Here is a 26,047-nt window from a genome sequence, read left to right on the forward strand (position 1 = left end):
ATCGCTTCGCTTTTGGCCATCATTTGATCCATTAACCAGGGGGTAAATAAGAGCGATGAGAATTTTAGTTGTTGGCGGCGGCGGACGCGAGCATGCGATTGTCTGGGCGCTGAAGAAAAGCGAGAAGGTCAAAGAGGTATTTTGTGCGCCTGGTAACGCAGGCATCGCGCAAATCGCCGATTGCGTTGCGATCGCGGTTGACCAATTCGACGAGCTTGTGAAATTTGCGAAGGACGCGGCGATTGACCTCGTCTTTATCGGTCCGGACGATCCGCTTGCGGCAGGCATCGTGGATGCGTTCGAAGCGCACAACATTCCGGTGTACGGCCCGAACAAAGCGGCGGCCGAAATCGAAGGCAGCAAGATCTTCATGAAGGATTTGCTCCGCAAGTACAATATTCCTACAGCGAAGTATGAGACCTTCACGGACTATGAGTCGGCCCTGACTTACTTGCGCGAGCAATCCGTTCCGATCGTCATCAAGGCGGACGGGCTTGCGGCAGGTAAAGGCGTAACCGTTGCTTACTCCATGGAGGAAGCGGAGAAAGCGCTGAAGGAAGCGATGGTCGACAAGGTGTTTGGCGAAGCCGGCAACCAAATCGTTATCGAGGAATTCCTGGAAGGCCAAGAGATGTCGATCCTTGCTTTCGTTGACGGAGAGACGGTAAAAGCGATGGTGCCGGCGCAAGATCATAAGCCGGTATTCGACAACGACAAAGGCCCGAACACGGGCGGCATGGGAACTTACACGCCGCTGCCGCATATCGACCAGGCTATTATCGAAGAATCGATCGAGAACATCATTAAGCCAACCGCAAAAGCGATGGTGAGCGAAGGACGTCCGTTCCGCGGCGTATTGTTCGCAGGTCTGATGATTACGAAGGACGGTCCCAAAACAATCGAATTCAACGCGCGCATGGGCGACCCGGAAACCCAAGTCGTTCTGCCGCGCTTGAAGACCGAGCTGGTTGACGTTGTTCTCGCTTCCTTGAACGGGCGCCTTGACCAGCTGGAGCTGGAATGGAGCGACGAAGCAGCGGTATGCGTTATCGTGGCATCGGAAGGTTATCCGGCTTCGTATCCGAAAGGCCGCGAGATTACCGGCCTTGATGCGGCTGAAGCGCAAGGCGCTCTCGTATTCCATGCGGGAACGGCGGAGAAAGACGGCAAGATCGTAACGAGCGGCGGACGCGTCCTGGGCGTCGTAGGCCGCGGCCGCGACATTGCGGAAGCGCGCGCCCGCGCTTACGAAGCGGTTAGCGTTATTCATTTCGACGGCATGCACAGCCGTACCGATATTGCAGCAAAGGCGCTGAAGGGCTAAGCTCAATTCAATTCGAACGTCTATAATTTTTTTCTTATAAACCTGGCTTGGAGTTTCCGGAGTGAAACGCACGCCACCGCCTAAGGACGGCGATAGCCGTTTCGCCTTGGCCGGACAAACAAAAGAAAGCGGTCATCAGGCATTTGCCTGAATGACCGCTTTTTTTCGTTTGGGAGCGAATAAATAGAGACTACTCCTTGTGAAACAACAGACTGCGTTCAAGGATGATATAGACTACGGCAACCACGATGCCGGCGAGCAATAAAACCGTCAGCCAATGGTCGGTCAGCCAGGATATCCACATCGGCATAGGAATCATCTCCTTGGTTGGACATTAGTGTGCGGATTATTATAGATTGGGCAAGGAGCGGCGCAACTATTCCTCCGCAGCGTATATTTTATTGGTGAACCCTCGTCATTGGGGCAGAATAACGGTATTGACACCGTGCTTAGAAGGATGATAATATGAACCCAATACAATTCATAGTAATCAGGTAGGAATTATAGATAATAAGTATCGAACCGCAGGAGGACTAATCGTTATGGAGAAACAATTATTGCTTCGTCATGAAGAGCTCGAGCTGACCGCGACGCTTCATTATCCGAGCGATCACCAGAAGGACAATGCCAAAAAGCAGGCTATTATTATATGCCACGGCTTTATCGGAAGCCGCGTTGGAGTTGACCGGTTATTCGTGAAGACGGCAAGGGCGCTTGCGGCGCAAGGCTCTTACGTGATCCGGTTTGATTACGGCGGCTGCGGCGAGAGCAACGGGGATTATGGGGCCCTCGGCTTTGAAAGCATGATTGATCAGACCCGTACGGTTATCGATTATATTGCAGGCATGGATTGCGTGGATCCAAGACGAATCGTTCTGCTTGGACACAGCCTTGGCGGTGCGGTGGCGCTTATGACGGCGGTAAGGGACAAGCGAGTGAAGCGTCTGGTGATGTGGTCCCCCGTAGCCTATCCGTTTAATGACATTGTGCGGATCGTCGGGCGCGCAGGTTATGACGAAGCGGTGCAAAAGGGAAGTACGGACTACGCCGGCTTTACGCTTCAGCCGGTATTCTTCGAATCGCTGCTTCAGCATCAGCCGTTCCAGGCTGCGACGCGCTTTGGCGGAGAAGTGCTGCTTGTTCACGGCACAAGCGACGATCTGATTCCGGTCGATTACAGCTTCCTGTACCAGAAGGTATTCTGGACGCGCAGCGACGGGCTATGCGACAAGGAGATAATTTTCCAGGCCAACCATACTTACTCCAGCCGCCATCACCAGGAGGAAGCGATTCGCGTCACCTCCGATTGGCTGGAAGGGCTGGATAAGAAGCAGCAGGAATGGCATAACTGGAGTATTTAGGAAGACATGTCCCGCTTTTTATGTTTAAATGGTAGTAATCGTTTTTCGAACGCTATCATTTTCTACTAAAAGGCGGGGAGCTTATGGGCAGTCGTTTTCGCATGGCATGGTTGATCAGCTTGGCTATTCTTATTGTTCTCGTATCCGCTTGCAGCAGCGGCTCAGGCAAGAATACGGAAGGAGCAACACCTTCTCCAGCGGGATCCGAAGAGCCGGAGGCTACGCCATCGGCTGAGCCAACGCCGGAGCTGGCCTTCACGGCTCCTCTCACGGGGCTGAAGCGCGAGACGGAAGCAATAGCGCGGCCCGTTGCGGTTATGGTTAACAACTTGAAACCGGCGCGTCCGCAATCCGGGCTGACCAATGCCGATGTGGTATGGGAGGTGCTCGCGGAGGGCGGCATAACGCGGCTGGTGGCGATCTTCCAAAGCACGGACAAGGGGACCGATGCGGTCGGACCGATCCGCAGCATTCGTCCGTATCTGATCGATATCGGGGAAAGCTACGGTGCTATTCTGGCTCATTCTGGGGCCAGCAATGACGCTTATGATATTTTGCAGCACCAGGACAAGCCTTATCTGGACGAAATCTCGAACGCGGGCCCGTACTTCTGGCGGAGCAAGGACCGCAAGGCGCCCCATAATCTGTACTCCGAGCTGGATAAGCTTCGGGCAGGTGTCGAGAAGAAGGGATACCGCAGCGATGTAACGGTTCCGTCCTATACCTTTACTGAAGAAGGAGCAACCGCTGCGGGTGCGGCAGCGTCCTCGATTCAGATCAAGTTTCTGCTCAAGGACTATAAGGTCTCCTATGAGTACGATGCGGCAAGCGGGTTATATAAACGACTCGTCAATGATGAGCCGCATACCGATCTGAATAACGGCGAACAGCTGACTGCTGCCAACGTGGTTGTGCTTGGCGCCAATCACAAGACGCTGGACGATGTCGGGCGGCTGTCGGTTGATCTGCATGCGGGCGGCTCGGCGTTATTGTTCCAGAAGGGAAAGGCCGTCGAATGCGAATGGGTTCGCGCAAGCGACAATATGGTCAGGCTGATGAAGGATGGAGCCGAGCTTCCTTTTGTACCGGGGAAAACGTTCTTCCAAGTCGTGCCGAATGCGCCAACTTTCGCCGAGCATGTGATTTATGGGTAAAAAAAAGACAAGTCGGACACACTCTAACTAGGTGTAGAGGGTGCCCGCAAAAAGAGATAAAGCGGTGCGTTCCTTCGCGGAGCGCATCTTTTTATATTTTTTTTGCAAAAACGAAAACTTTTCATAAATCCTTTACATTCCCTTAACAAATATAAAGTAAACTGTGTTAAGATATTGTGGGCTCATTTCGAAAATGATGCCTAACCATCCAGTCGGGTAAAGGGGATTACGATGTTTAAGAAAAAGGATATTTTCTTTAAGACGTTTGAGGAAATGGCGGATACGCTGGTTGACGCAATCGAATATTTCGCAAACGGTGTTTCAGACCTGTCGGATGTCGCCCAGTTCGCCAAAATCATGAAAGAGCATGAGAGCAGAGGCGACCAGTACGTTCATACCATTCTGAAAGAACTGAACAAAACGTTCATTACCCCCATTGAGCGGGAAGATATAATGGCTTTAACAAGTTCGCTCGACGATGTGCTTGACGGGATCGAAGCTTGCGCATCGCGCTTTGAAATGTACAATATCCAGGAAAAAGACGAGTACATAACGCTGTTTGGCGATATCCTGCTTCGTTCCGCGAACCAAATCAAGAAAGCGATCTATCTCCTTACCGATAAAAAACTGCTGGCGATCCGCGAGCCTAATATTGCGCTCAACGAGCTGGAGAACCAGGCGGATGACCTGCTGCGCGTTTGTATCAAGAGCCTGTTCACGAATGTGACTGATCCGATTGAACTGATGAAGCGGAAAGAAATTTACGAAATGTTGGAGCAAACGACCGACTACTGCGAAGACGTAGCGAACACGCTGGAATCGATCATTATGCGCAACAGCTAAGCTTACACGGAGAGTAGGAGTCAATTCAAATGGATTCAATCACATTATGGATGGTTGTCATACTTGCGCTCGGTTTCGACTTTATTAACGGTTTCCACGATACGGCAAACGCGATCGCTACGACGGTATCGACCCGTGCCCTTAAACCAAGGGTTGCCATTATTATGGCGGCCTGCATGAACTTCATCGGCGCGATCACGTTTACGGGCGTTGCTAAAAAGATCGGCAGCGGCGTTGCCAATCCTGCGGATCTGTCCAATGGGGTAGAGATCGTTATTGCGGCCCTTATCTCGGCGATTGCCTGGAACCTGCTTACCTGGTGGTTCGGCATTCCATCGTCTTCCTCGCATGCTTTGATCGGTTCGCTTGCCGGCGCGGTAGCATCGGGAGCGGGATTTGACGCCATTAACGCGCATGGTTTTGTCGATATCGTTAAGGCGCTTATTTTCTCGCCGTTGATTGCTTTTTCGGCCGGTTTCATTATCATGTGGATCTTGAAGCTAATCTTTGCGAGGACAAGCCCGCATCAAGTGAACAAGGGCTTCCGGTTCGGGCAGATTCTGACTGCGGCATTCCAGTCGTTCTCCCACGGTACAAATGACGCCCAGAAAGCGATGGGTATCATTACGTTTGCGCTCGTAGCGGGCGGTATCCAGGATCACTTCGAGGTTCCGCTGTGGGTGAAGATGTCCGCCGCGCTTGCAATGGCTCTTGGTACATCCATTGGCGGATGGAAGATCATTAAGACGATGGGTACGAAGATCTTCAAGATCGAGCCGATCAACGGCTTTGCCGCAGACGTTGGCTCGGCGGGCGTTATCTTGTCGGCAACGATGCTCGAGCTGCCTGTCAGCACAACGCATGTTATCACCTCCTCGATTCTCGGCGTAGGCTCCGCCAAACGCTTCTCCAGCGTACGCTGGTCGCTTGCCGGGAAGATCGTTATCGCATGGTTTATTACAATTCCGATCACGGCGCTTTTTGCAGCAGGCGTGTATTGGGTCATTGATACGGTGTTTATGTAAGAAGACAGCAAAAAGTGCCGGGAATGGTTCCCGGCACTTTTTTTGTATTTTGTTCCCAAAACTCACTGCAGCTGCCATAGAGCAGGCACGTTGGAAGGCTCCCATCCGGTGAGGGAGGTATGAGCCTGGAGGCATTTATAAGCAGCTCCGTTATACGTAACGAGGGTTCCTACGGCATAAGCCGTATTTGGCGCCCAGGCAGGCGCGCCCGTCGAAGCTGCCGTTGTGCCGCTGACCGTGCTTGCGGACGATTGGTTACCGGCCGCATCGATCGCATAAACGGAGAAGCTGTAGGCAGTGCTTGCCGCAAGGCCGGTAACGGTATAGGATGTCGCGGTGCCGGAGGCCGTTGTGACTAGCGTGGAGCCGTTATAGATTTTGTAGCCGGTAACTCCTACGTTATCGGTAGACGGGCTCCACATCAGCATCATGCTGGAGGAGGTTGGAGTACCCATGATATGAAGTCCTCCCGGTGCGGTAGGTGCCGATGTATCAACGGACGGAGGTGCCGCTGTCGTAATGTTCAGGCTGTTGCTGGCAGCGGATTCGTTGCCGGCGGCATCAACCGCCTTAACGGTAAACGTGTAGGCCGTGCTTGCCGTGAGGCCGGTAACGGTATAGCTGGTGCCCGAGGCTGTTCCGGCCAGCGTAGCGCCTCTATAAATCTTGTAGCCGGTTACGCCAACGTTATCGGTCGAAGCGTTCCAGGACAAGGAAACGCTGGTTGCCGCCGTAGCGGTTGCCGCAAGAGAAGCAGGGGCCGAAGGAGCCGTTGTGTCGACGGGATTCGAACCGGTAAAGTTAACGTCGATGACGTTATAGAAAGCATTGGCCGTATCGGCAACCTCCCACACCGCAAGGATGACATGATAGCCGCTTCGCTCGGGAACGTTGCAGGTATTCGAGTAGGAGAATGGCGGCTGGGCCCCGTTATAAGCAACGGAGCAGAACGGTGTCAGATCGAATGAGTCGCGGGTAAGAGGGGCATTGGGATTCCAGGTTGGCTTGGTCATGTAATATTTCCAGCTAGCCGTGGAATGGTTGGCAGTCAGCTTCCAGGTGAAGGTATTCGTGCCGGAAGAGATATTCACTTTGGCCCAGCGGGTTGCGGATTGCTCATCGAGCTTGGGAAAAGCACCGTTTGCGCTTGCGATTTTGCCGTCGGCAGGTCCTGCTGCCGGGAAGCCTTTAGGAGCTTCCAGGCTTTGCGGCTCGTATACGATTGCTCCGCAATCGGTGTTGGCTCCGCTTTTGCACAGCGCTGCCCGGCTGGCCGGTCCTTCCACGTAACCATGCGAGTACGCTTTTGCCGTCGTGAACAGCATGGAGACGGCGGCAAGCACGAGGAGAGCGCAAATCGTCATGATCTTGAATGGAGTTGGCCGCGACAGTCGTAATACAGTCATTATTCATACCTCCTAATAATTTGTTTATATAAACTCGGGGGAGCTTATATCGGGCAAACAAGGGTCAGGTACGATGGCTGCAGCGATTGGGTCGGATAAGTTGTATTAAAAGTTATAAGGTTATAATGATTGTAGTTGAAGCTGAGAAATTCCTCATGAGTCTTTTGGGGTAAAATTCCAAAATTATGAAATTTATATTCAAAATGTAGCTCTGTCCGCGCATAATCGGGCAATAAATTTGACAGGCAATGTCAGAAGCGGCTTTTTCGACATTGCGGCTAGTTCCAAGGTCACGGAGGAGCATGGGCCGTCTCTGGCATAAACCGACAAAAGGGCAAACAAAAAAACACCCCGTCTGCAGCTTGAAGCTGCAATCGGGGTGGTTGATCAGGCGTTGCCGGTTAACGCTGCCGCTTCCGCTTGCGGCGTCTGCCGGCGGAGTTAGTGGGTTTCTTGCGCCGTTTGCGTTTCTTCGGTACATACTCGATACTATCGTCCACCGCGTCGCTGCCGGAGTCCTTTTTGAAGGAGCCCAGAATAACCTTGACGAGAGGAGCCATTTGCGACACACTGGATACGACCTTTTGAACCTTGCCAACGGTGGTCAGAATGCCATCCAAGCCGCCAATCCGGTCGACAAAGCCTTTAATCTCGGTCAAGCTCGGCATGCTGAAGCCGCCGGCTTTGGCCGGTGCCGTCGTCTCCACCAATTCTGCCGCCGTAGTCGGCACGACGACAGGCAGGTTATCCTCGTGTTGTATGATAGTCTCTTCCGTCGAAAAGACAGGAGGCGCAGGTGGAATCGGAGCACCATCCGTACTGAAGCCAAGAGGATTCTGGAAGCTGTTTAATCCCTGACTGGTCTGGTTACGGACATAGCCGCGCCGGTGATGGCCGCTGTGCGGCGAGTGCGGCGGATACTGGTGAGGGTTCGAATGCCCGCCCCCGCCAGGGTAGTTCCGGTAATTCACGCGGATCACAACCTTTTTTCAAAGTTTATGGAACAATGGCTTCCCTACTCCGTCCGCTTCCGCATGGGGGATTAGCCTGCGCACAGGTCCGGTCCCGTATGCCGTATAGGGAAGTATTCTTGGTATTAGTCTATGGCATAGGCAAACATGACGATTGGACGAATGCCCTTTTTTTATATAAATAATACGGATATTTACCTACGGGACACTCTTCCGTCCTGTAAAGCGTGAATACGGTAATGCTTGAAAAAACCCCCTAAAAAAGCTACAATGTGAGCATTAGACATTAATGACAATGCCTGAAATGCGCGTGTAATCACGCCCCTGAGGAGTGGATGATAATGCAGCTTAAGAAGCTCAACGATAAAGCAATTGATCAATTATTCGAAGCGATTCTTACCCTTAAATCCGTTGAGGAATGTTATATCTTTTTTGACGACCTGTGCACGGTCAATGAAATTCAGTCGTTGTCGCAGCGTCTTGAGGTCGCTCGCATGCTGGGCAAGGGCAGCACGTACAACCAAATCGAGGCGGAGACAGGGGCAAGCACGGCAACGATTTCCCGGGTTAAGCGCTGTTTGAATTATGGCAACGATGGGTATAAAATGACTTTAGAGCGTTTAGGCAGATAGTGCCATGAAGCCGGGCATTCTCGTGATCAGTCATGGTTCGAGGGAAGCAGAATGGGTTCGGCTGGTTGACGAGGCGGTCGCCGCCGCGGCAGCCTCTCCGCACGTGCAAGGCGTGCCGGTCTATTCTTCTTTTCTCGAAATTGTTGAAGGCCGTTTAATTCAGGATGGCATAGATGCGTTAGAAGAGCAGGGAGTGACGGACTTATTCGTGCTTCCTTTGTTTATTTCGTCCGGCAGCACGCATGTCGATGAGATCGGGCAGGCATTTGGCCTGCCGCCGGTGGCCGAGCTTGAAGGCAATCTTGGCACCTTCCGGGTTAACGCCAGGGTTCACTACGGCATGCCGATCGACGACGATCCCGACATCGCGGAGCTGCTGCTGTCGAACATTAAGCCGCTGTCTGTCCACCCTGAAGTTGAGACGGTTATGCTCGTTGCGCATGGAAGCCGGGAAAAGGTTTTCCATGAACGCTGGCAGCACGGTCTGAACCTGCTCGCGGAACGGCTGCGGAAGCTGGGCGGTTTCGCCAGCTCTAGGACTGCGATGCTGCTGCCCGATCAGGCGGCGGATCATTTGAGAGCTTTGCAGGAAGAGAGACCTAATGAAGCGGTAATCGTCGTTCCTTTATTTTTGAGCAAGGGTTATTTTACGAATACGGTCATTCCATCGCGGTTGCAGGGTCTGGCTTACCGGTACAACGGGCAGGCTATGCTGCCCCATCCGGCTATTGAGCGGTGGCTGGAGCGGCGTATGACGGCTTGGCTTCAGGAGAGGTAAGTGACCGTTTTTTGAAAGAAATGGTGGGTTAATCGATGAAGCGTGCAAGATTGATTTACAACCCGACATCGGGAAGGGAAGAGATGAAGCGTCGTCTCCCGGATATTCTGCAGAAGCTGGATCAGGCGGGTATCGAGACCAGCTGCCACGCGACGATTGGAGCGGGAGATGCAACGCTAGCCGCAGCGGATGCGGCGCAGCGGGATTACGATCTGATTATCGCGGCAGGCGGCGACGGCACCATTTACGAGGTTATTAACGGGATGGCGAATAAGCCGAACCGGCCTCCTCTTGGCATTTTACCGCTGGGGACGACGAATGATTTTGCCCGCGCGATGGGTATCCCGAAGCATTGGGAATATGCGTGCGATCTGATTATCCAGAATTACACGCGGCCGATTGACGTCGGTCAAGCCAACGAGCGTTATTTCATTAATATTGCGGGAGGCGGCTCGCTGACCGAGCTGACCTACGATGTGCCGATAAAGCTGAAGACGATGATCGGGCAGCTGGCATATTATTTGAAGGGCTTAGAGAAGATGACCCGCTTAAGCCCAACGGAGCTTATTATTGAAGCGGAAGGAGTAGGCAAATTCCATGAGGAATTTATGCTCTTCCTGATCTGCAACAGCAATTCGGTTGGCGGATTCGAGAAGCTGGCGCCGGAAGCAAAGCCCGATGACGGGCTGTTCGACGTCGTGCTGCTCCGAAGATGCAACCTGGCCGAATTTATCCGGATCGCTACGCTGGCGCTCCGGGGCGAGCATCTGAACGATTCGCATGTGATTCATTTCCGTACGAATAAGATGAAGGTCACTTCGCCAAGTTACGTGCAGATTAACCTGGATGGCGAATACGGCGGTACGCTGCCGTTTACGTTCTCGGTACTGCCGTCGCATCTGCAGATTTTTGCCGACGAGCTTGGCGAAGCCTCTTATCGCCATCGTTAATGGCACTTGGAATAAACCTCCGGCAGTGAGCGTTACGCTTGCGCCGGAGGTTTATTTCTTTATGCAGATGCATTACACTATAGGGATAATAGCATGAGGAAGCGGAGAGCAATGATGAATAGAAATCATACGCGTAATGCGGGTTCAAATAGAAAAGGCCATTCGGCAGGCGGCCGGAAGGGCGGGGGAGCGGGAAGAGCTTCCTCGCAGGCTGCCGTGGACGCGCCGGTGCAAAAAAACGAAGAGGTTGTTGTCGACATCATCGGTCTGACCCATGACGGGGAAGGGGTTGGCCGGGCGGATGGCTATACCTTGTTTATTCAGGGGGCATTGCCGGGCGAGCGCGTACGGGCGAAAGTAATGAAGGTGAAGAAAGCATACGGCTACGCGCGTCTTCAAGAGCTGCTGGAATCAAGCGCCGACCGCGTTGTACCGGTCTGCGGCATTTACGATAAATGCGGCGGCTGCCAGCTGCAGCATATGGACTATGCCGCGCAGCTCAGCTGGAAGCGGCAGCATGTCGTGGATGCGCTGGAGCGGATCGGGAAGCTGCGGATTGCGGGCGAAGGAGAAGCGGCGTCCGGGATTATCGTTCATCCGACGGTAGGCATGAACGATCCGTGGCGATACCGCAATAAGGCGCAGGTGCCGGTTGGGGCATCCGCAGGCGATGGCGAGCTGGTTGCAGGCTTTTACGCCAAGGGCAGCCATCGCATTATCGATACGGACGAATGCCACATTCAGCATGACCGCAACGATGAGGTGGTCCGCGTCGTGAAGGCGATCGGCCGCGAGCTTGGGGTTACGGCCTATAACGAAGAAACCGGACAAGGGCTGCTCCGCCACGTGATGACGCGGACAGGCTTTGTGAGCGGCGAGATTATGGTTGTGCTCGTGACGAACGGACGCAAGCTTCCGCAAGCCCAGCAATGGGTGGAACGGATCCGCGCGGCACTGCCAGAGGTAAAAAGCATCGTGCAGAACGTAAACACGCGCGATACGAACGTCATCTTTGGCGATGAGACGAAGGTGCTGTGGGGCAGCGAGGTTATCTATGACGAGCTTGACGGTATCCGGTTTGCGATCTCGGCCCGTTCGTTCTATCAGGTGAACCCGGCGCAGACGGTGGAGCTCTACCGGACTGCCGTCGATTATGCGCAGCTGACAGGCAAGGAGTCCGTGATCGACGCTTATTGCGGCATCGGGACGATCTCTCTGTTCCTCGCACGGAAGGCTGGCCGCGTCTACGGCGTAGAGATTGTGCCGGAGGCGATCGAGGATGCGAAGCGTAACGCGGAGCTGAACGGCATTGGCAACGCCTCGTTTGAGGCAGGCCCGGCGGAAGTTGTCATCCCGCGCTGGCGCGAAGAGGGAATCATCCCCGACGTCATCGTCGTTGACCCCCCGCGCAAGGGCTGCGACCCGGAGCTGCTGGACACGATTCTGAAGATGCAGCCGGAGCGGGTCGTGTACGTCAGCTGCAACCCTTCCACGCTCGCGCGCGACCTGCGCACGCTGGAAGACGGCGGTTACAAGACGGTTGAGGTTACGCCGGTTGATATGTTCCCGTGGACGAGCCATGTGGAGTGCGTTGTGTGGATGGTAAGAGATTGAGAAATACGGTGAAACCCTTTATTTTATTGCATTGTGAGCTTGTCTAGGATATTAGTACTGGAAAGCTCTTGATGTGAATTTGATGTAAAAATTAATCATACAAATGCCTATATAAACGGAAGACGCCAGGAAAAACCTGTGCGTCTTCTTTATTTTATTGTGCAGTACCGGATGCGATTCTATTTCTTCGTTCGGTAGACACGCTCCGGCCGGCCGACGACCCCGTAGGAAAGATCGGCATAGACGCTGCCTAGTCCGACAAGGTGCTCCAAATACCGTCTGCTCGTCGAGCGACTCGTGCCGATCAGGTTCGCAACCTGCTCAGCCGACAGGCCCTTGCTCTCGGAGGCGAGCGCTTGCACGACCTTCTCCAACGTGAGCCTATCGATTCCCTTAGGCAGCAGCGTGGATTCGGCCGCAACTTCGGACTTGCTTGAACCGGCAAGCACGCGGTCGATATCGTTCTGGTTCACGGTTTGCGAATGCGCTAAACGGTGCAGCTCTGCCTGAAATGCAATATAGCGAAGGAGCGTTTCGCGAAGTCGGTTAAAGACGAGCGGTTTCATAATATAATCGAATGCGCCGCCACGGATCGCTTCACGCACCGCCTCGCTTTCTCTTGCGGCGGTAATCATAATGACGTCCGTATCCCGATAATGCTGACGGATGTAGTGCAGCATGCTTAATCCGTTCGTATCGGGAAAGTAGATGTCGAGCAGCACGAGATGGGGATTTAACACTTCCAGTTGTGTCCGGGCTTGTGTTTCGTCAGTAGCAATGCCGACGACATGAAAACCTTCGATTTGTTCCACAAAGCGTCTGTTAATTTCAGCGATTTTGACATCGTCCTCCACAATCAGCACTTCTATAGTTGGCGTCTCCGTCATCATTTCGATTGCTCCTTCTGGCTTAAATCAGCATGCTTTGGTATAGCTACCGTAAAAATCGTACCTCCCTGCGGGCTACGACTGAAGGTCAAGTAGCCGTTCAGTTTATGAATGGCATGCTCTACTAGCGATAGCCCAATGCCGCGATGTTCGCCTTGCTTGGTGGAGAAGCCCTGCTTGAATATGGCCTTGCTGAATTCCTCAGGTATGCCAACTCCGTTATCCTCGCATTCGATAATTAAATCATCGCCTAGATCGGTCAGAAACAAGGAGGTAAGCTTGTTGTCCTCGTCCAGCTCACTGCGGGCAAGCACCGCTTCCATCGCATTATCTACCAGATTGCCGATAATGGTGACGAGCAGACTTCGGTCCATATGAGGCGGTATGTCGCGGAAGGAGCTTTCCTCGTCAAGACGGAAGGTGATCTTCAGCTCCTTCGCGTGATTGTATTTGCCAATGAGCAGCCCGGCGATTACCGGGTCGGGAACTTCGCGCATGATGAATTGGACGAGATTTTGATGAACGCTCGCTTCTCTTGAAATAAGGTCGATCGCTTCCTGATAAGACTCAAGCTGGATAAGTCCCGAGATAACATACAGCTTGTTGGAAAACTCATGGGTCTGGGCGCGAAGCGAATCGGCGAACCGCTTGACCTGCGACAGCTCCTCGGCAAGCCGGTACAGCTCGGATTTGCTGCGGAAGCTGGATACGGCGCCGCTTACCCGATTCTGAAAATCTTTGATCGGCACGCGATTCACAACGACCTCTTCCTCGCCGATCAGCATCTCCCGATCCGATTGGGCAAGTCCGGAGCGAACAACATCCATCAGACCCGTATTCGGAATAATCTCCTCCACCTGCTTGCCGATAATGCTCTCATGCTCGGGTATGGCGAGAAGCTGGTGCGCATAGCGGTTGGCCAGTGTTATGCGTCCGGACCGGTTAATCGCGATGAGGCCTTCGCGGATCGATTCCAGAATAGCCTGTTTCTCCATATAAAGCTCGCCTATCTCCTTCGGCTCTAGGCCGTGGATGGACCGCCTTACGCTGCGGGCAATGAGGATGGAGCCAATCGTGCCTACCACAAGGACAACGAAGGAAACGAGCATCACTTCAATTTGATATGCATTAGTGATGGAATTGACATCGACGGTCAAAAATCCGACGGAAACGATGCCGATTACGCGGCCGCTTTTGTCAAAGATCGGAGCTTTGCCGCGCAGGGAAGGGCCCATTGAGCCGGTAGCCTTAGAAATAATGGGTTTTCCTTCAAGCACGGGACCATTGTCGCCGCCGACCATTTGCCCGCCAATTCGTTCCGGAAGCGGATGGGAGTACCGTACGCCTTCTCGATTCCCGACGACGATGTATTGCGCGCCGGTTTCGAGCCGAACCGATTCGGCCAGAGGCTGGATGACGAGCGCAGGATTCTGGTCGTCGAAGGCGCCCCGGATTTCGGGCATGACGGCAAGGGTCTCCGCAACCTTGAGAGCCTGCTCTCCGATTTGCTTTTCCAGCAGGGTAGTGATAACAACGTAGAAAATACCGCCCAAGCTAATAATGACGAAAGCGAGCAGGGAACAAATGATAAGGATAAGCTTTGTTTGCAGCCGCATGCAGGTCGCCTCCGATTTTTCCTCCTATTGTAGCATAACTTGTAACCGCTATCTTAAATAACGGGCCGTGAACAAAATGAACAAAATGACCACAATCGCTTTATTATCGTTTATGTCCTTAACATTTTCATTTGATAAGTCGGATGTTATTCTGAAAGCGCTTCAAAGAAAGCGCATACAAAAACAAATTCATGCGGGAGGTCTTCATACATGAAAAAATGGCTTATAAAATCCTGGAAAGCCGCTCCAATCGCCGTACTCGCCATCAGCCTTGCTGCATGCGGCAGCGCAGCGAACAAATCGGGTTCCGGCTCTTCGGATTATCCGAGCAAATCGCTCACGATCGTAGCGCCATCGGGCGCAGGCGGCGGCTGGGACATGACAGCGCGCACCATTACGAAGGTGCTGACGGAAACGAAAGCGACCGACAAAGCCATCACCGTCGAGAACAAGCCGGGCGGCGGCGGCGCTGTATTTATGGCCGAGTATGCTACGAAAGACGTCAAGGACAACCATAAGCTGTTCGTCAGCTCTCCTCCGATTCTGATCAACCATTTGAAGAAGGAAGGAAACTCGCCTTACGGCTACAACGATACGACGCCTCTGGCGCAATTGACGAAGGATTACGGCGCTATCGCCGTTGCTGCGGATTCGAAATACAACGATCTGAAATCGCTCTTGGACGACATGAAGGCAGAACCGTCGAAGTTTACGGTAGCCGGCGGGTCCGCGCCAGGCTCGATGGATCATCTGGTCTCGATCCTGCCTGCATTCAAATACGGGATTGATCCGAAGAGCGTCAAGTATGTCTCCTACGACGGCGGCGGCGAAGCGATTACCGCCCTGCTTGGCGGCAACGCCGATGTGCTGGGCACGGATGCGTCCTCGCTCGACCAGTACGTAAAGGCCGGCAAGATTAAGGTTCTCGCGGTTGAGTCTCCGGAGCGCTTGACCGGCGGCAGTCTGGCGAATGTGCCAACGCTGAAGGAGCAGGGTATTGACGCAGAGTTTCTCATCTGGCGCGGTATTTTCGGTCCAAAGGAGATGAGTGCGGATGCGAAGTCCTTCTGGGATGCAAAGCTGAAGGCGATGGTTGAGTCCGAGCAATGGAAATCCGAAATGACGGCCAACAACTGGCAGAGCGATTACAAAAACGCGGACGATTTCAAAGCATTCCTGGGACAGCAGGAAGCGCAGCTTAACGAAATGCTGACGGCGCTTGGCATGCAAAAATAGAGAAACCATGCAGCATTAGGGGAGAAGAATCTTCTCCCCTAATGCTCTCAGAGGAGAGTGACCGAGGTGAACCTTTCTTTCGACCGCTATGCTGGCATCGTTTTCTGTGCGATCGGAATCGCCTTTATGATCGGCAGCAAATCGATTACGGCAAGCTCCTACGGCAGCAATGTTGGGGCGAACATTTTCCCTATGTTTCTGGGCGGCTTTCTGTCCTTGATGAGCGCAAGGCTGATCTACGAGACATTCCGCAAACAGCAGCAGCAAAAACGCAAATCCAACCTTGACTACAAACGGTTCGGCATTATTTTTACCGCAGCCGTCTTATATGCCTTCTTCCTGGAGGACATTGGCTTTGTTATCTCGACGTTTCTGTTCCTCATGATCGGCTTTCAGACGATGGAAAGAGGAAAAGTATGGAGTTCGGTTATCATTGCCGCTTGCTTCTCGTATGGCGTTTATTTTCTTTTTGTCAACGTGCTGGACGGCTCTTTGCCTGGTTTCCCAGCTTGGCTTGGCATCTCCTAGGGGGTTTACTCGATGAGCACAATTGATTATTTGGCGCATGGGCTGGCTACGGCCATGCAGTGGCATAACGTTGTATTCGTCTTCCTGGGCGTGTTGATCGGCACGGTCGTCGGCGTGCTGCCGGGTATCGGCCCGATGAGCGGTGTTGCGCTCCTTATTCCCATTACAGCAACCTTGACCGGAGGACTCGGACCCGAGGAGGCAGCCACAAGTTCGATCATTTTGCTTGCGGGGGTTTATTACGGGGCAATGTACGGCGGCTCTACCACCTCAATTCTGCTAAATACGCCAGGCGAGTCCTCATCGGTCGTCACTACGCTCGACGGTTATCAAATGGCGAAGCAAGGCAGGGCGGGCGCGGCACTGGCGATTTCGGCGATCGGCTCGTTCGCTGCAGGCATTATTTCGCTCATCGGCTTAATTTTTCTTGCGCAGCCGCTGTCGGCTGTCGCAATCAAATTCGGCCCTGCCGAATATTTCTCCCTGATGGTGCTCGGCTTGTTGGCCATCAGCGGCCTGGCGGGCAAATCGATGGTGAAGGCGCTGATGATGACGGCGTTTGGCCTGCTGCTGGCGACGATAGGCATCGACAGCGTATCGGGCGTCGAGCGTTTTACTTTCGGCATGCCGGAGCTTTATCAAGGTCTTGAGTTTTTGACCATCGCAGTTGGCATGTTCGCGGTCGGCGAAGTGTTCAAAACGATTCTGGAGCGTGAGAGTAGCGATGCCGAGATTGCCAAGATCAATCGTATCCTCCCGACCAAGCAGGATATGAAAGAAAGCGCAGGGCCAATCGCCCGCGGCTCCGTGCTTGGCTTCTTCATCGGCCTGCTTCCCGGCGCCGGCGCGATTCTAGCCTCCTTCTTCTCCTATGTGATGGAGAAGAAGCTAAGCAAAAATCCGGAGAAGTTCGGCAAGGGCGCTATCGCAGGCGTAGCCGCACCGGAATCGGCGAACAACGCGGCTTCCGGCGGCGCAATGATTCCGCTGCTTACAATGGGTATTCCTTCGTCGGGTACGACGGCCATTCTTATGGGCGCGTTTATTATGTACAACGTTCAGCCGGGTCCATTGCTATTCCAGGATCACCCGCAGCTCGCGTGGGGCGTTATCGCCAGCATGTTCGTCGGCAACCTGATGCTCCTTATTCTCAATATGCCGCTTGTCAAGCTGTTCGCCAAGGTCATTGAGACGCCGGCTAAATATTTAATTCCGCTAATTATAGTTTTTTCTGTATTCGGGGTATACGCGGTGCAGTATTCAACCTTCGATTTGCTGCTCATTATGGCATGCGGGGTCATCGGCTATGTATTGTCCAAGAATGATTTTCCGCTCGCTCCGCTTGTTCTTGGCCTTATTCTTGGTCCGATGATGGAGAACAATATGCGGCGGGCCTTGACCATTTCGAACGGCGATTTCATGATCTTCCTGCAAAAGCCGGTATCTCTCGCATTCCTCATTATCGGCGTGTTGTGGATTAGTATTCCGCTTCTACTGAAGCTGCGCGGCAAGAAGGTGATTATTAACGAAGAAGGCTAAACGGATTGGAGGTTTTTTAGGTGGATCTGCAGTGGCTTGTGCTTGGCCTGCTCAAAATTATACTGATCAATATCGTGCTCAGCGGCGATAATGCGGTCGTTATTGCCCTGGCCTGCCGCAATTTACCCGAGGAGCAGCAGAAGAAAGCGATCTTCTTCGGAAGCTTTGGCGCTATTGTTCTGCGAATCGTGCTAACGTTTGCCGCTGTGTGGCTGCTGCATATCCCTTTCGTCCAGCTAGCCGGAGGGTTGCTGCTCGTATGGATTGCTTTGAAGCTGATGAAGGGAGAGGACGAAGAGGGGGAGCTCGCATCCAGCAGCGAACTTGGCGCTGCTATTAAAACGATTCTAATTGCCGACCTGGTTATGAGTCTGGATAATGTGCTAGCCGTTGCCGGCGCGGCGGGTGGCAACTACGCGCTTATCGGACTGGCCCTCGCGATAAGCATTCCATTGATTATTTGGGGAAGTACATTATTAATGCGATTAATGCACAATTTTCCGATCATTGTCTTGCTGGGCGTCGCCTTGCTTGGATACACGGCTGGTGAAATGATCATCGGTGACGAGAGGGTCGCGCATGTCATGGATACCATGCCTCCTTTCGTTCACAGCTTGCTCCCCGTGCTGCTTGCCGTTGCCGTCGTGACAGCCGGCAAGCTGCTGCGGCGCAAACAGCACGCGGTGGTAAGGCAGGATGTGCAATCCTAGAAAAGAAATGGAGGCGCTCTTATGGATGGCTTAGGGACTAGAACGATTGTCGAAATCAATCAAACGGCTAACACGTTTCAATCGAGCGTTGTGATGAAGGTAGACAACCGCGTGATCGATGTGAAGAGCATTCTCGGACTCAGTCTCTCCCTGCTGCACGATTCGCAATATGAGCTGGAAATTCACGGTCCTGACGAGGCGGAGGCGAAGGCGGTCATGGTCGAGTTATTTGAAAAGCACGGCCTCCAGGTTAAGCTGACCCGCTAATGGATACCAAAGTTGAACTGGAAGGGAAGCTGAGAAGAATGACTATGCCGAAAACAGGGAGCAGTAACATCGTCATCCGGCTGGAGATGGACAAGGAGGCGGCAACCTTTGGCTTGATTGCTACGGCAATAGGCAAAGCGGGCGGCGATGTTGTCGCCATCGACGTAAGCGGCAACGGCCGAACGACGACCGTTCGGGATTTGACGATTAATATCGTGGATGCGGCAAGCAAGGATGTCATCGTCCGTATGCTGAACCATCTGCCAGGCGTTACGGTGCTGCAAGTGTCCGATCAGACCTTCCTGATGCATCTGGGCGGTAAGATCGAGGTGACGCCCAAAATGACCATCAAAACAAGGGATGATCTTTCCCGTGTCTATACCCCCGGCGTCGCGAACATCTGCATGGCCATTCACGACAATCCGAACAGTGCCCACAAGCTGACCATTAAACGCAATACGGTTGCGGTCGTTTCGGACGGAAGTGCCGTTCTAGGCCTTGGCAACATCGGCCCGCTCGCTGCCATGCCGGTCATGGAAGGAAAGGCGATGCTGTTCAAGCAGCTGGCTGGCGTTGATGCTTTCCCGATCTGTTTGGATACGCAGGATACGGAAGAAATCATTGCTACGATCAAACGGATCGCCCCGGCATTTGGAGGCATCAATCTCGAGGATATCTCGTCCCCGCGCTGCTTCGAGATCGAACAACGACTCATTGAGGAGCTGGATATTCCGGTATTTCATGACGATCAGCACGGAACGGCCGTTGTGCTTCTGGCTGGTCTGTATAATGCCGTGAAGCTGGTCGGTAAGCAGCTCTCGGATTGCAAGATCGTTCTGTGCGGTATCGGCGCGGCAGGTATTGCATGCACGAAAATATTGCAGGCAGCGGGAGTGACGCGGATTGTAGGCGTTGACCGGGAAGGCGCGCTCGTTCGCGGTAACAGCTACCCGCACGAAGCATGGCGCTGGTATGCGGAGCACACGAATCCGGAGATGGAGAGCGGGGCGTTGTCCGATGTTATCGAAGGCGCGGATATTTTTATCGGTGTTTCGGGCCCGGGCGCACTGAAGCGCGCGGATATTGAGCGGATGGCTGCCGATCCAATCGTGTTCGCGATGGCCAATCCGACTCCGGAGATTTTGCCGGAAGAAGCCGAGGGTCTTGTCCGCGTTATGGCAACCGGGCGTTCGGATTATCCGAACCAGATTAACAACGTGCTGTGCTTCCCGGGTTTATTCCGGGGCGTGCTGGATTGCCGGGCTTCCCACGTTACGGAAGCGATGAAGCTGGCTGCGGCCCAGGCAATCGCAGACGTCGTGAGCGAAGAGGAATTAAGCGAGCATTACATCATTCCGGGCGTTTTCAATCCGCATGTTGCAGAACGGGTGAAAGAGGCAGTCATTCAAGCCGCTTATACCTCCGGCGTAGCGCGCAGGAGAGTGCGAAGCACAATGAGCTAACTTGCAGACGCCAGATATAAACAGCAAGTATGCCCAAATGTTAATACAATTTTAGTTTCCGGTTATGATGAATGGTTCTTGAGAATGCTGCTGTTCATGAAACTCGTATTCGAATACTGGAGACTTTGCGTTTGGATAGTGAAACAACTCTACCCGAGAGAGTGCATTGCTGAATGAAGTCATTTATAGCAAATAACATTTTCGAAAAGTCCGTCAAATCAAGGCTACTGCGTATACTAACAGATTAAATCTATCGTAAATATGTTTCCATGGACGAGCCACGTGGAATCGGTTGTTTGGATGAAACGAAGCATGTAACAGAAGCTTCCTTCCGAAATGCGGAAGGAAGCTTTTTTAATAGAGAGGATGATTGGCGGACAGAAAATTCCTTCACGCTTAAGAAGCCGGCACATATACTGGCGTAGGCGAATGACTCTCTGAAAGGAGGCTGCGGCATGTACATCTTTCCATTCGAACGTCAGGACGATCACCCCGTGTTGACCAGTGCCAGGCAGACGGCCGCAAACCAAATTCTGTTAACGTATGACCGGCGGGCAGACCTCAACTCGGCTGTTCGTTTATCTAATTATTGGATTCGCAGCAATGCCGGCACAAATAGTGCGGCAAGCGTAAACATGGGGAATGCCCTTTCGGCTTCGAACGCCCTCCGGCCGGATATGGCGATGATTACGCCGGCCGATAATTCAGGCATGCATTTTCTCATCACGTTTAGAAGCAACATTCCTCCCCGCACGCTGTATATTGTTCTTCCTTGCTTCGTAAATACGGAGGGGGCAGCCGGATTCAACGGCGAGAATTGGGGACCTTACAGCATGAACATGTTCATCGGCATGTAAGTGACGAACAATTGAAGCGGGCTTCTTATCTGGAATCGGGTTCCAGATAAGAAGCCCGCTTTTCCTTTTTCGGAGAAAATAAAGCACCGGCAGAAGAGCCCTTGAAGAAGGCGTTGAACTGCGGATGCTTCTTTACATGCCTTGAACTTTTTTGGAAAGAATAAAATAACGATTCCTAATTCGTGGCAAACAAGGAGGCCTTCGTCATGCCCGATATTCTTGCTACCGTATACGGTTTGAACGAGCAGCCTTGTTCGGAGCCTTTGCTCGAGCTGCTAGAAAAGGCGTTTGCGGATTCCATGGATTTCCGAGTGGTGTTAATTGGCTCCTTGGATAAAGACGAAATGATTTTATGTTACCTCCAATCGTTATGCTCTTCGCAAAAGCTGGATTTTCTGCTAGGAGAGGACAATGGGCATTTAACCGCGCGTCTAGCCCGTTATAGCGGTACCGGAATGACCGAAGGGGAATTCGAGCGCTGTGAAGCGGCGATCTGCAACGGATATGCCATTCTATGCAAGCGGAAATCTTCGAAGGGCCTGATTCTGCAATTATCAGAGAATCAACAAAGGGGCATCGGTTCTCCAATAACCGAGAATGTTCTTCAAGGTCCAATGAATGCTTTTATCGAAAGTCTCGACGTGAATACGGCTTTGATTCGGCAACAAATTCATTCTTCCAAGCTGAAAATGTGGGAGACTGTGGTCGGAACCGAGAGCTATACCCGTGTCGGGCTGTTTTATTATGCGGATGCCATTGACGTTGATCTGTTATCGCAGCTTAAAGAGAGGATTTCCAGCATTAAGACGGATGCTATTCATGACTGCGTTCAATTTCTGCGTCTGCTTATGTCCCGCAAGCGAATGCATTTATTTCCTTTGGCAGTTTCCACCGAAAGACCCGATCGAGTCTCGATGGACCTGCTACAAGGCAAGGCTGTTATTATGGTTGACGGATCCCCGTTCGCGTTAAGCGTGCCTTCCGTTTATACCGACTTTTGGCACTCGCCTGAAGATAAATATGTAAATCCATTTGTAACCCAATTTCTGCTTATCCTGCGTTTTCTGGCGATGTTCATCAATTTGTTTCTCCCGGCTTTGTATGTGGCGTTGACCTCGATAAACGTGGACGTCAACCGTCTAGAGATTAGTCTGGCAGCTGCTGCAAGCCGGGAAGGCGTACCCTATCCCGTATTTGTAGAAACGCTTCTTATGCTGGTCATGATTGATTTTATTGCCGAAGCCGGCTTGCGGCTGCCCAAGACGATAAGCTCGACCGTTACGATGGTAGGGGGCGTCGTGCTTGGACAAGCGATTATCCAGGCGAATATCGTCAGCAACCTGCTCATTATCGTTGTGGCGGCTACGGCTATTACGAATTTTATTGTTATAGATTACCAAATGGGATTGGTTCAGCGGATTTTGAAGTATTTCATTGTAGTGGGGGCATCGATCGCCGGAATTCTGGGTATCGTCTTCTGCTTTGCTTGTCTTGTATTTTATCTCAGCTGCCTGGAAACATTTGGATCCCCTTATCTTACTTCCTTATGGTCTAAAAGGAAAAAGACAACCTAGCCCAATCCATCGTCCAATTGCATCAAAGGAGTGTTCTATGAAGCGTCTATCGAGTATTGGCGGGTATGAACTGTTTGCTATTCAAATGTTATACTCCGGTGCCGCGGCTGGATTTATTTATCCGAGCTTTATCATCCGCAGCACAGACGGAGCCTATTGGGTCCCCATAACGATCTGGGCAGCGGGTGCCATCGTCAGCTCATGGATTTACAGCCGGCTGCTCACTCAATTAAACGGAGAAAAGCTGTTGCGCCGCATTCGCGGTTCCATAGGCGTAGTCTGGACATGCATCATTTGCCTGCCCATTCTTCTGTTCTTTTTTACTGCGATTGTTATTATGCTGAGGGCTTATTCAGAGATCGTTACGATGACCATGCTTCCCACCACTCCAATATCGTTTTTGAACGGTATGCTTCTTGCCCCTGCCGCACTTGCGCTGGCGGGGATGATGCCGATTTTACGGACAGCCAGAGTGTTTTTTCTGCTGACTTTGCTGTTTACTTTAATATTGATAATTATTGGTCTAAGCGATGTGCATTGGACGCTTGGCGCCCCGTGGATCCGAACAAACGGCGATTTCTTCATGGATAAACGCTTCTATGCCGGATCGTTTATGTGGATGGGGTTTGTCATCACATCGTTTATTGGGCCCTATACGAGGCAGTCGGCAAGAAAGGCGTGGAGCAGTTATTTCGTTGCAATTTTGTGTACTCTTCCTTTGATCTCCAGCTATATTTATTTGCCGGTACTAACATTCGGAAGAGAATTAAGTGAACGTCTGACAATGCCCTTCATCTCCAAGATGGATTCCGTATCGCATTATTGGATTGTGTTCGAAAATTTAACCGCTTTTTATGTCTCCATCACGATGCTCTACATCTTGGTTATCATGGCCCTAAAGATGCATGCCATTGGAGAAATGTTTAGCACGCTATGGCCCCGGGCAAATAGACCTGTCATATACGCAGTGGCGTTATTGGCCGTTTATGCGACTGCAACGCTTGTAACCTCTTGGAGGGAGATCGAGAGCATTACCGTACTGACAATCGGAATCAGACTCTACGTTATGTTTGTTTTTCCTTTGCTTGGGATGCTGGCCGTAGCCTACGGCCGGAGAGTTGGAAAGGAAGAAGGAGTATGAGAAGAAGGCATCGATGGCCGCTTGTTATTACGCTCTGTCTGCTTATGCTCGTAACTTGCGGGTGCTGGGACTCCAAAGACGTGGATAACCGGCTAATGGTCGGCGTAATAGGTCTGCAGAAATCTACGGATGCCTCCTTAAAGGTATGGTTTCGTTTTCCGCTGCCCAAAGGAATGCAGGAAACGAACAAAAAGGATTTTTTTACGCTAAGCCAGCACGGGGAGACCGTATCGGATGCGATGAACAGAGTTAAATACAAGCTGCCCAAGGCGCTTGATCCTTCCTCAACACGCGCGATTTTGGTGCACGAATCGTTAGCCCAAACGGGACTTGTGCCTTACTTGGAGTTTGCGATAAGAGAGCGGTCCGTTCCCCTGGATGCCGTAGTCGCTATTATAAGAGGCGATATGGAGCGTATCTTTACGAACACCAATCCGACGGGAGAGCTCTCAGGCATCTACACCAAGCTGTTTTTCGAGACTTACGCGGGAGGCATTCCGAGAAAAAACAAAGTGATGCTGTGGGATGTTTACTCTAAATTATACAATCCCTTTCATGCTAATCTGATCCCTTTATTAACCGAAGGGAAGCAGAATTCGTTCGTCCTTGCAGGCAATGCGATTTTTGTCAAAGACAAGATCGTTGGGGAATTAAACAAGGATGAATCGCTTTTGTATGAAATTTTCACACATCGGTTTCACGATTCCGAGGTTGAACTGATGAGCAAATCGGATGTCCGAATTGTACATAACCATACCCGCGTAAGGACAGACCTGAAGGATGGGAAGCCGATTATTCGAATTGACTGCTCGCTTGTCACAACGCTCATCGACAGCTCCCGTTCCCGGAAGCAGAATTCAACCGAAGTTGTTGCCGAGCTGGAAACGGATCTGAACACTCTTGCCAAATCGATGTTTGAAAAAACGCAGCGGTTAGGAGCCGATATTTTTGGCTTTGGCAATCGTTTCCGCAGCCGCCTTCAGCCGTCGGAGTACGAGAAATGGCCGGAAATGTTCAAGCATGCGGAGATCAGCTATACGTTCCGCATCGATTTGAGAAATACGGGATTGGAGTTTCTCGACTAATGTTGTTCCTTTATAATAAACCCAGAGGTTTTCTTTATAATGGGAGGAGCGGTTGAGGTAATGGATTGGACAGTGGATGCCATGCTGCAGCAGCTGTACGAGCAAGCGGAAAGGGAAAGACGCATGAAGGAAATCGAAGCTCCGTTGGCGGAGAGACGCCATAACCTGCTGAGCAAGCTGAAGCAGGCGCTGGGCGAATTCCCGGATCGCAACTATCCTCTTAACGCCAGATTGATAGACCGAACCGACTATGGCGATTATTTCCTGGAGAGGGTTGCTTACTCTACGATGCAATCGGTCCAGGTGCCGGTCTGGGTGCTTATTCCGAAGGACACGGCAGGCCCAATGCCCGCCGTGCTTGCCTGTCATGGCCATGGCAATGGCATGAGGGATGCGGTTGGGCTGGATGAGCAAGGCCGCGCGCTGGACGATCCGGGTATTTATAACCGCTTTGCGGTTCAACTGGCACTCCGGGGAATGATCGTAGCGATTCCCGAAATCATGGGCTTTGGCGCCCGGCGGCTGGCACGGGATTCGCAAGCCAACCCTTCAGGCAGCTCCTGCGTCGATTTGTCCTCACAGCTGCTTATGTATGGAAGAACGCTGGCCGGCATGAGAGTATACGAAGCGATCCGGGCGCTTGATTATTTGCAGACACGCGAGGATGTAGACAATGAAAGGCTTGGCGTGTTCGGATTTTCGGGTGGCAGCTTGATCGGCGCGTATACCTCGGCATTGGACGAGCGGGTGAGAGCGACGGTATTATGCGGCTGGGTTAATACGTTTCAGGGCAGCATTCTGTCCATGCACCATTGCATAGACAATTACATGCCGGGCCTATTGCTTGAGGCAGAGCAGCCGGAGCTGGCCGGGCTGCTTGCGCCAAGAGCCTTGTTCGTGGAATCGGGAGAGCATGATCCGATCTTTCCGGTAAAATATACGAGGAACGCCATCGAGGCATTGCGGGAGATCTATAACGAATGGGAAGCGGCAGAGCGGCTGGGCTGGGATATCCACCCCGGAAAGCATGAGATTAGCGGAAGAATATCTTATAGCTGGCTCTATGAAACATTAATGGGATAGGAA

24 protein-coding genes are annotated in these 26,047 nt (G+C 52.3%); 20 read left to right on the forward strand and 4 right to left on the reverse strand.

From position 1 onward, the window contains the following. Positions 1–55: 55 nt before the first annotated feature. The 5 genes from purD (at position 56) to FHT67_RS15185 (ending at position 5,707) form a co-directional block, all read left to right on the forward strand. Positions 56–1,324, forward strand: a complete 1,269-nt coding sequence (gene purD, locus FHT67_RS15165; protein ID WP_132310174.1) for a phosphoribosylamine--glycine ligase — start codon at positions 56–58, stop codon at positions 1,322–1,324. A 542-nt stretch (positions 1,325–1,866) separates the two neighbouring features. Next, the gene (locus FHT67_RS15170; protein WP_132310176.1) at positions 1,867–2,685 is read left to right on the forward strand and encodes an alpha/beta hydrolase; all 819 of its coding nucleotides are present in this window, start codon (positions 1,867–1,869) and stop codon (positions 2,683–2,685) included. A gap of 83 nt (positions 2,686–2,768) precedes the next feature. Then, positions 2,769–3,839 (forward strand): DUF3048 domain-containing protein, encoded by a 1,071-nt coding sequence (locus tag FHT67_RS15175; protein ID WP_167199495.1) that lies wholly within the window; start codon positions 2,769–2,771, stop codon positions 3,837–3,839. Positions 3,840–4,070: 231 nt separating this feature from the next. Then, entirely contained in the window at positions 4,071–4,682 is a 612-nt protein-coding gene (locus FHT67_RS15180) for a DUF47 domain-containing protein (protein ID WP_132310180.1), read from the forward strand. 29 nt (positions 4,683–4,711) lie between these two features. Beyond that, positions 4,712–5,707, forward strand: coding sequence for an inorganic phosphate transporter (locus tag FHT67_RS15185; RefSeq protein WP_132310182.1), 996 nt, complete (start codon positions 4,712–4,714; stop codon positions 5,705–5,707). Between the two features lie 62 nt (positions 5,708–5,769). Here the strand turns inward: FHT67_RS15185 and FHT67_RS15190 are convergent, their stop codons facing one another. Both FHT67_RS15190 and FHT67_RS15195 read right to left on the reverse strand, forming a co-directional pair. Beyond that, positions 5,770–7,113, reverse strand: coding sequence for a lytic polysaccharide monooxygenase (locus FHT67_RS15190; protein ID WP_167199498.1), 1,344 nt, complete (start codon positions 7,111–7,113; stop codon positions 5,770–5,772). Positions 7,114–7,514: 401 nt separating this feature from the next. After that, positions 7,515–8,093, reverse strand: coding sequence for a hypothetical protein (locus FHT67_RS15195; protein WP_208403298.1), 579 nt, complete (start codon positions 8,091–8,093; stop codon positions 7,515–7,517). A 332-nt stretch (positions 8,094–8,425) separates the two neighbouring features. On the opposite strand from FHT67_RS15195, the gene FHT67_RS15200 reads away from it, so the two are divergent. The 4 genes from FHT67_RS15200 to rlmD all read left to right on the forward strand — a co-directional run bounded on the left by FHT67_RS15200 (position 8,426) and on the right by rlmD (position 12,058). Beyond that, positions 8,426–8,716 (forward strand): YerC/YecD family TrpR-related protein, encoded by a 291-nt coding sequence (locus tag FHT67_RS15200; protein ID WP_015842506.1) that lies wholly within the window; start codon positions 8,426–8,428, stop codon positions 8,714–8,716. Positions 8,717–8,720: 4 nt separating this feature from the next. After that, on the forward strand, positions 8,721–9,494 hold the full coding sequence (locus tag FHT67_RS15205) for a sirohydrochlorin chelatase (protein WP_167199501.1): 774 nt from the start codon (positions 8,721–8,723) through the stop codon (positions 9,492–9,494). A 35-nt stretch (positions 9,495–9,529) separates the two neighbouring features. Further along, entirely contained in the window at positions 9,530–10,444 is a 915-nt protein-coding gene (locus tag FHT67_RS15210; RefSeq protein ID WP_132310190.1) for a diacylglycerol kinase, read from the forward strand. 111 nt (positions 10,445–10,555) lie between these two features. Next, on the forward strand, positions 10,556–12,058 hold the full coding sequence (rlmD, locus tag FHT67_RS15215) for a 23S rRNA (uracil(1939)-C(5))-methyltransferase RlmD (protein WP_243867170.1): 1,503 nt from the start codon (positions 10,556–10,558) through the stop codon (positions 12,056–12,058). A 179-nt stretch (positions 12,059–12,237) separates the two neighbouring features. Here the strand turns inward: rlmD and FHT67_RS15220 are convergent, their stop codons facing one another. Together FHT67_RS15220 and FHT67_RS15225 are read right to left on the reverse strand one after the other, a co-directional pair. Further along, on the reverse strand, positions 12,238–12,945 hold the full coding sequence (locus FHT67_RS15220; protein WP_167199740.1) for a response regulator: 708 nt from the start codon (positions 12,943–12,945) through the stop codon (positions 12,238–12,240). Then, positions 12,945–14,561 carry an ATP-binding protein gene (locus FHT67_RS15225; RefSeq protein ID WP_167199504.1) on the reverse strand — a complete coding sequence of 539 codons (1,617 nt, stop codon included), beginning with the start codon at positions 14,559–14,561 and terminating at the stop codon, positions 12,945–12,947. Before FHT67_RS15225 ends, FHT67_RS15220 begins: the two co-directional genes overlap by 1 nt. Positions 14,562–14,771: 210 nt before the next feature. Here FHT67_RS15225 and FHT67_RS15230 point away from each other — a divergent pair, with 210 nt between their 5' ends. The 11 genes from FHT67_RS15230 (at position 14,772) to FHT67_RS15280 (ending at position 26,044) form a co-directional block, all read left to right on the forward strand. Then, complete coding sequence (locus tag FHT67_RS15230; protein ID WP_167199507.1) at positions 14,772–15,797, forward strand: Bug family tripartite tricarboxylate transporter substrate binding protein; 1,026 nt, start codon at positions 14,772–14,774, stop codon at positions 15,795–15,797. A gap of 66 nt (positions 15,798–15,863) precedes the next feature. Further along, the gene (locus tag FHT67_RS15235; protein WP_167199510.1) at positions 15,864–16,325 is read left to right on the forward strand and encodes a tripartite tricarboxylate transporter TctB family protein; all 462 of its coding nucleotides are present in this window, start codon (positions 15,864–15,866) and stop codon (positions 16,323–16,325) included. Between the two features lie 12 nt (positions 16,326–16,337). After that, on the forward strand, positions 16,338–17,864 hold the full coding sequence (locus tag FHT67_RS15240) for a tripartite tricarboxylate transporter permease (protein WP_132310198.1): 1,527 nt from the start codon (positions 16,338–16,340) through the stop codon (positions 17,862–17,864). A gap of 26 nt (positions 17,865–17,890) precedes the next feature. Next, entirely contained in the window at positions 17,891–18,574 is a 684-nt protein-coding gene (locus tag FHT67_RS15245; RefSeq protein ID WP_167199743.1) for a TerC family protein, read from the forward strand. 21 nt (positions 18,575–18,595) lie between these two features. Then, positions 18,596–18,841 carry an HPr family phosphocarrier protein gene (locus tag FHT67_RS15250; RefSeq protein WP_132310200.1) on the forward strand — a complete coding sequence of 82 codons (246 nt, stop codon included), beginning with the start codon at positions 18,596–18,598 and terminating at the stop codon, positions 18,839–18,841. 38 nt (positions 18,842–18,879) lie between these two features. Next, positions 18,880–20,304 carry an NAD-dependent malic enzyme gene (locus FHT67_RS15255; protein WP_167199746.1) on the forward strand — a complete coding sequence of 475 codons (1,425 nt, stop codon included), beginning with the start codon at positions 18,880–18,882 and terminating at the stop codon, positions 20,302–20,304. A 455-nt stretch (positions 20,305–20,759) separates the two neighbouring features. Then, a complete protein-coding gene (locus FHT67_RS15260) occupies positions 20,760–21,161 on the forward strand; it encodes a hypothetical protein (protein ID WP_167199513.1) in 402 nt (133 codons plus the stop codon). A gap of 206 nt (positions 21,162–21,367) precedes the next feature. Beyond that, on the forward strand, positions 21,368–22,735 hold the full coding sequence (locus tag FHT67_RS15265) for a spore germination protein (protein ID WP_132310206.1): 1,368 nt from the start codon (positions 21,368–21,370) through the stop codon (positions 22,733–22,735). Between the two features lie 37 nt (positions 22,736–22,772). Further along, positions 22,773–23,876 carry a GerAB/ArcD/ProY family transporter gene (locus FHT67_RS15270; protein ID WP_132310208.1) on the forward strand — a complete coding sequence of 368 codons (1,104 nt, stop codon included), beginning with the start codon at positions 22,773–22,775 and terminating at the stop codon, positions 23,874–23,876. Next, positions 23,873–24,961, forward strand: coding sequence for a Ger(x)C family spore germination protein (locus FHT67_RS15275; RefSeq protein WP_132310210.1), 1,089 nt, complete (start codon positions 23,873–23,875; stop codon positions 24,959–24,961). The genes FHT67_RS15270 and FHT67_RS15275 overlap by 4 nt, the downstream gene beginning before the upstream one ends. Positions 24,962–25,021: 60 nt before the next feature. Next, the gene (locus tag FHT67_RS15280; RefSeq protein ID WP_165930757.1) at positions 25,022–26,044 is read left to right on the forward strand and encodes a dienelactone hydrolase family protein; all 1,023 of its coding nucleotides are present in this window, start codon (positions 25,022–25,024) and stop codon (positions 26,042–26,044) included. Positions 26,045–26,047 lie beyond the last annotated feature (3 nt).

The sequence above is a fragment of the Paenibacillus sp. BK720 genome (assembly GCF_011761545.1).
Lineage (GTDB): Bacteria > Bacillota > Bacilli > Paenibacillales > Paenibacillaceae > Pristimantibacillus.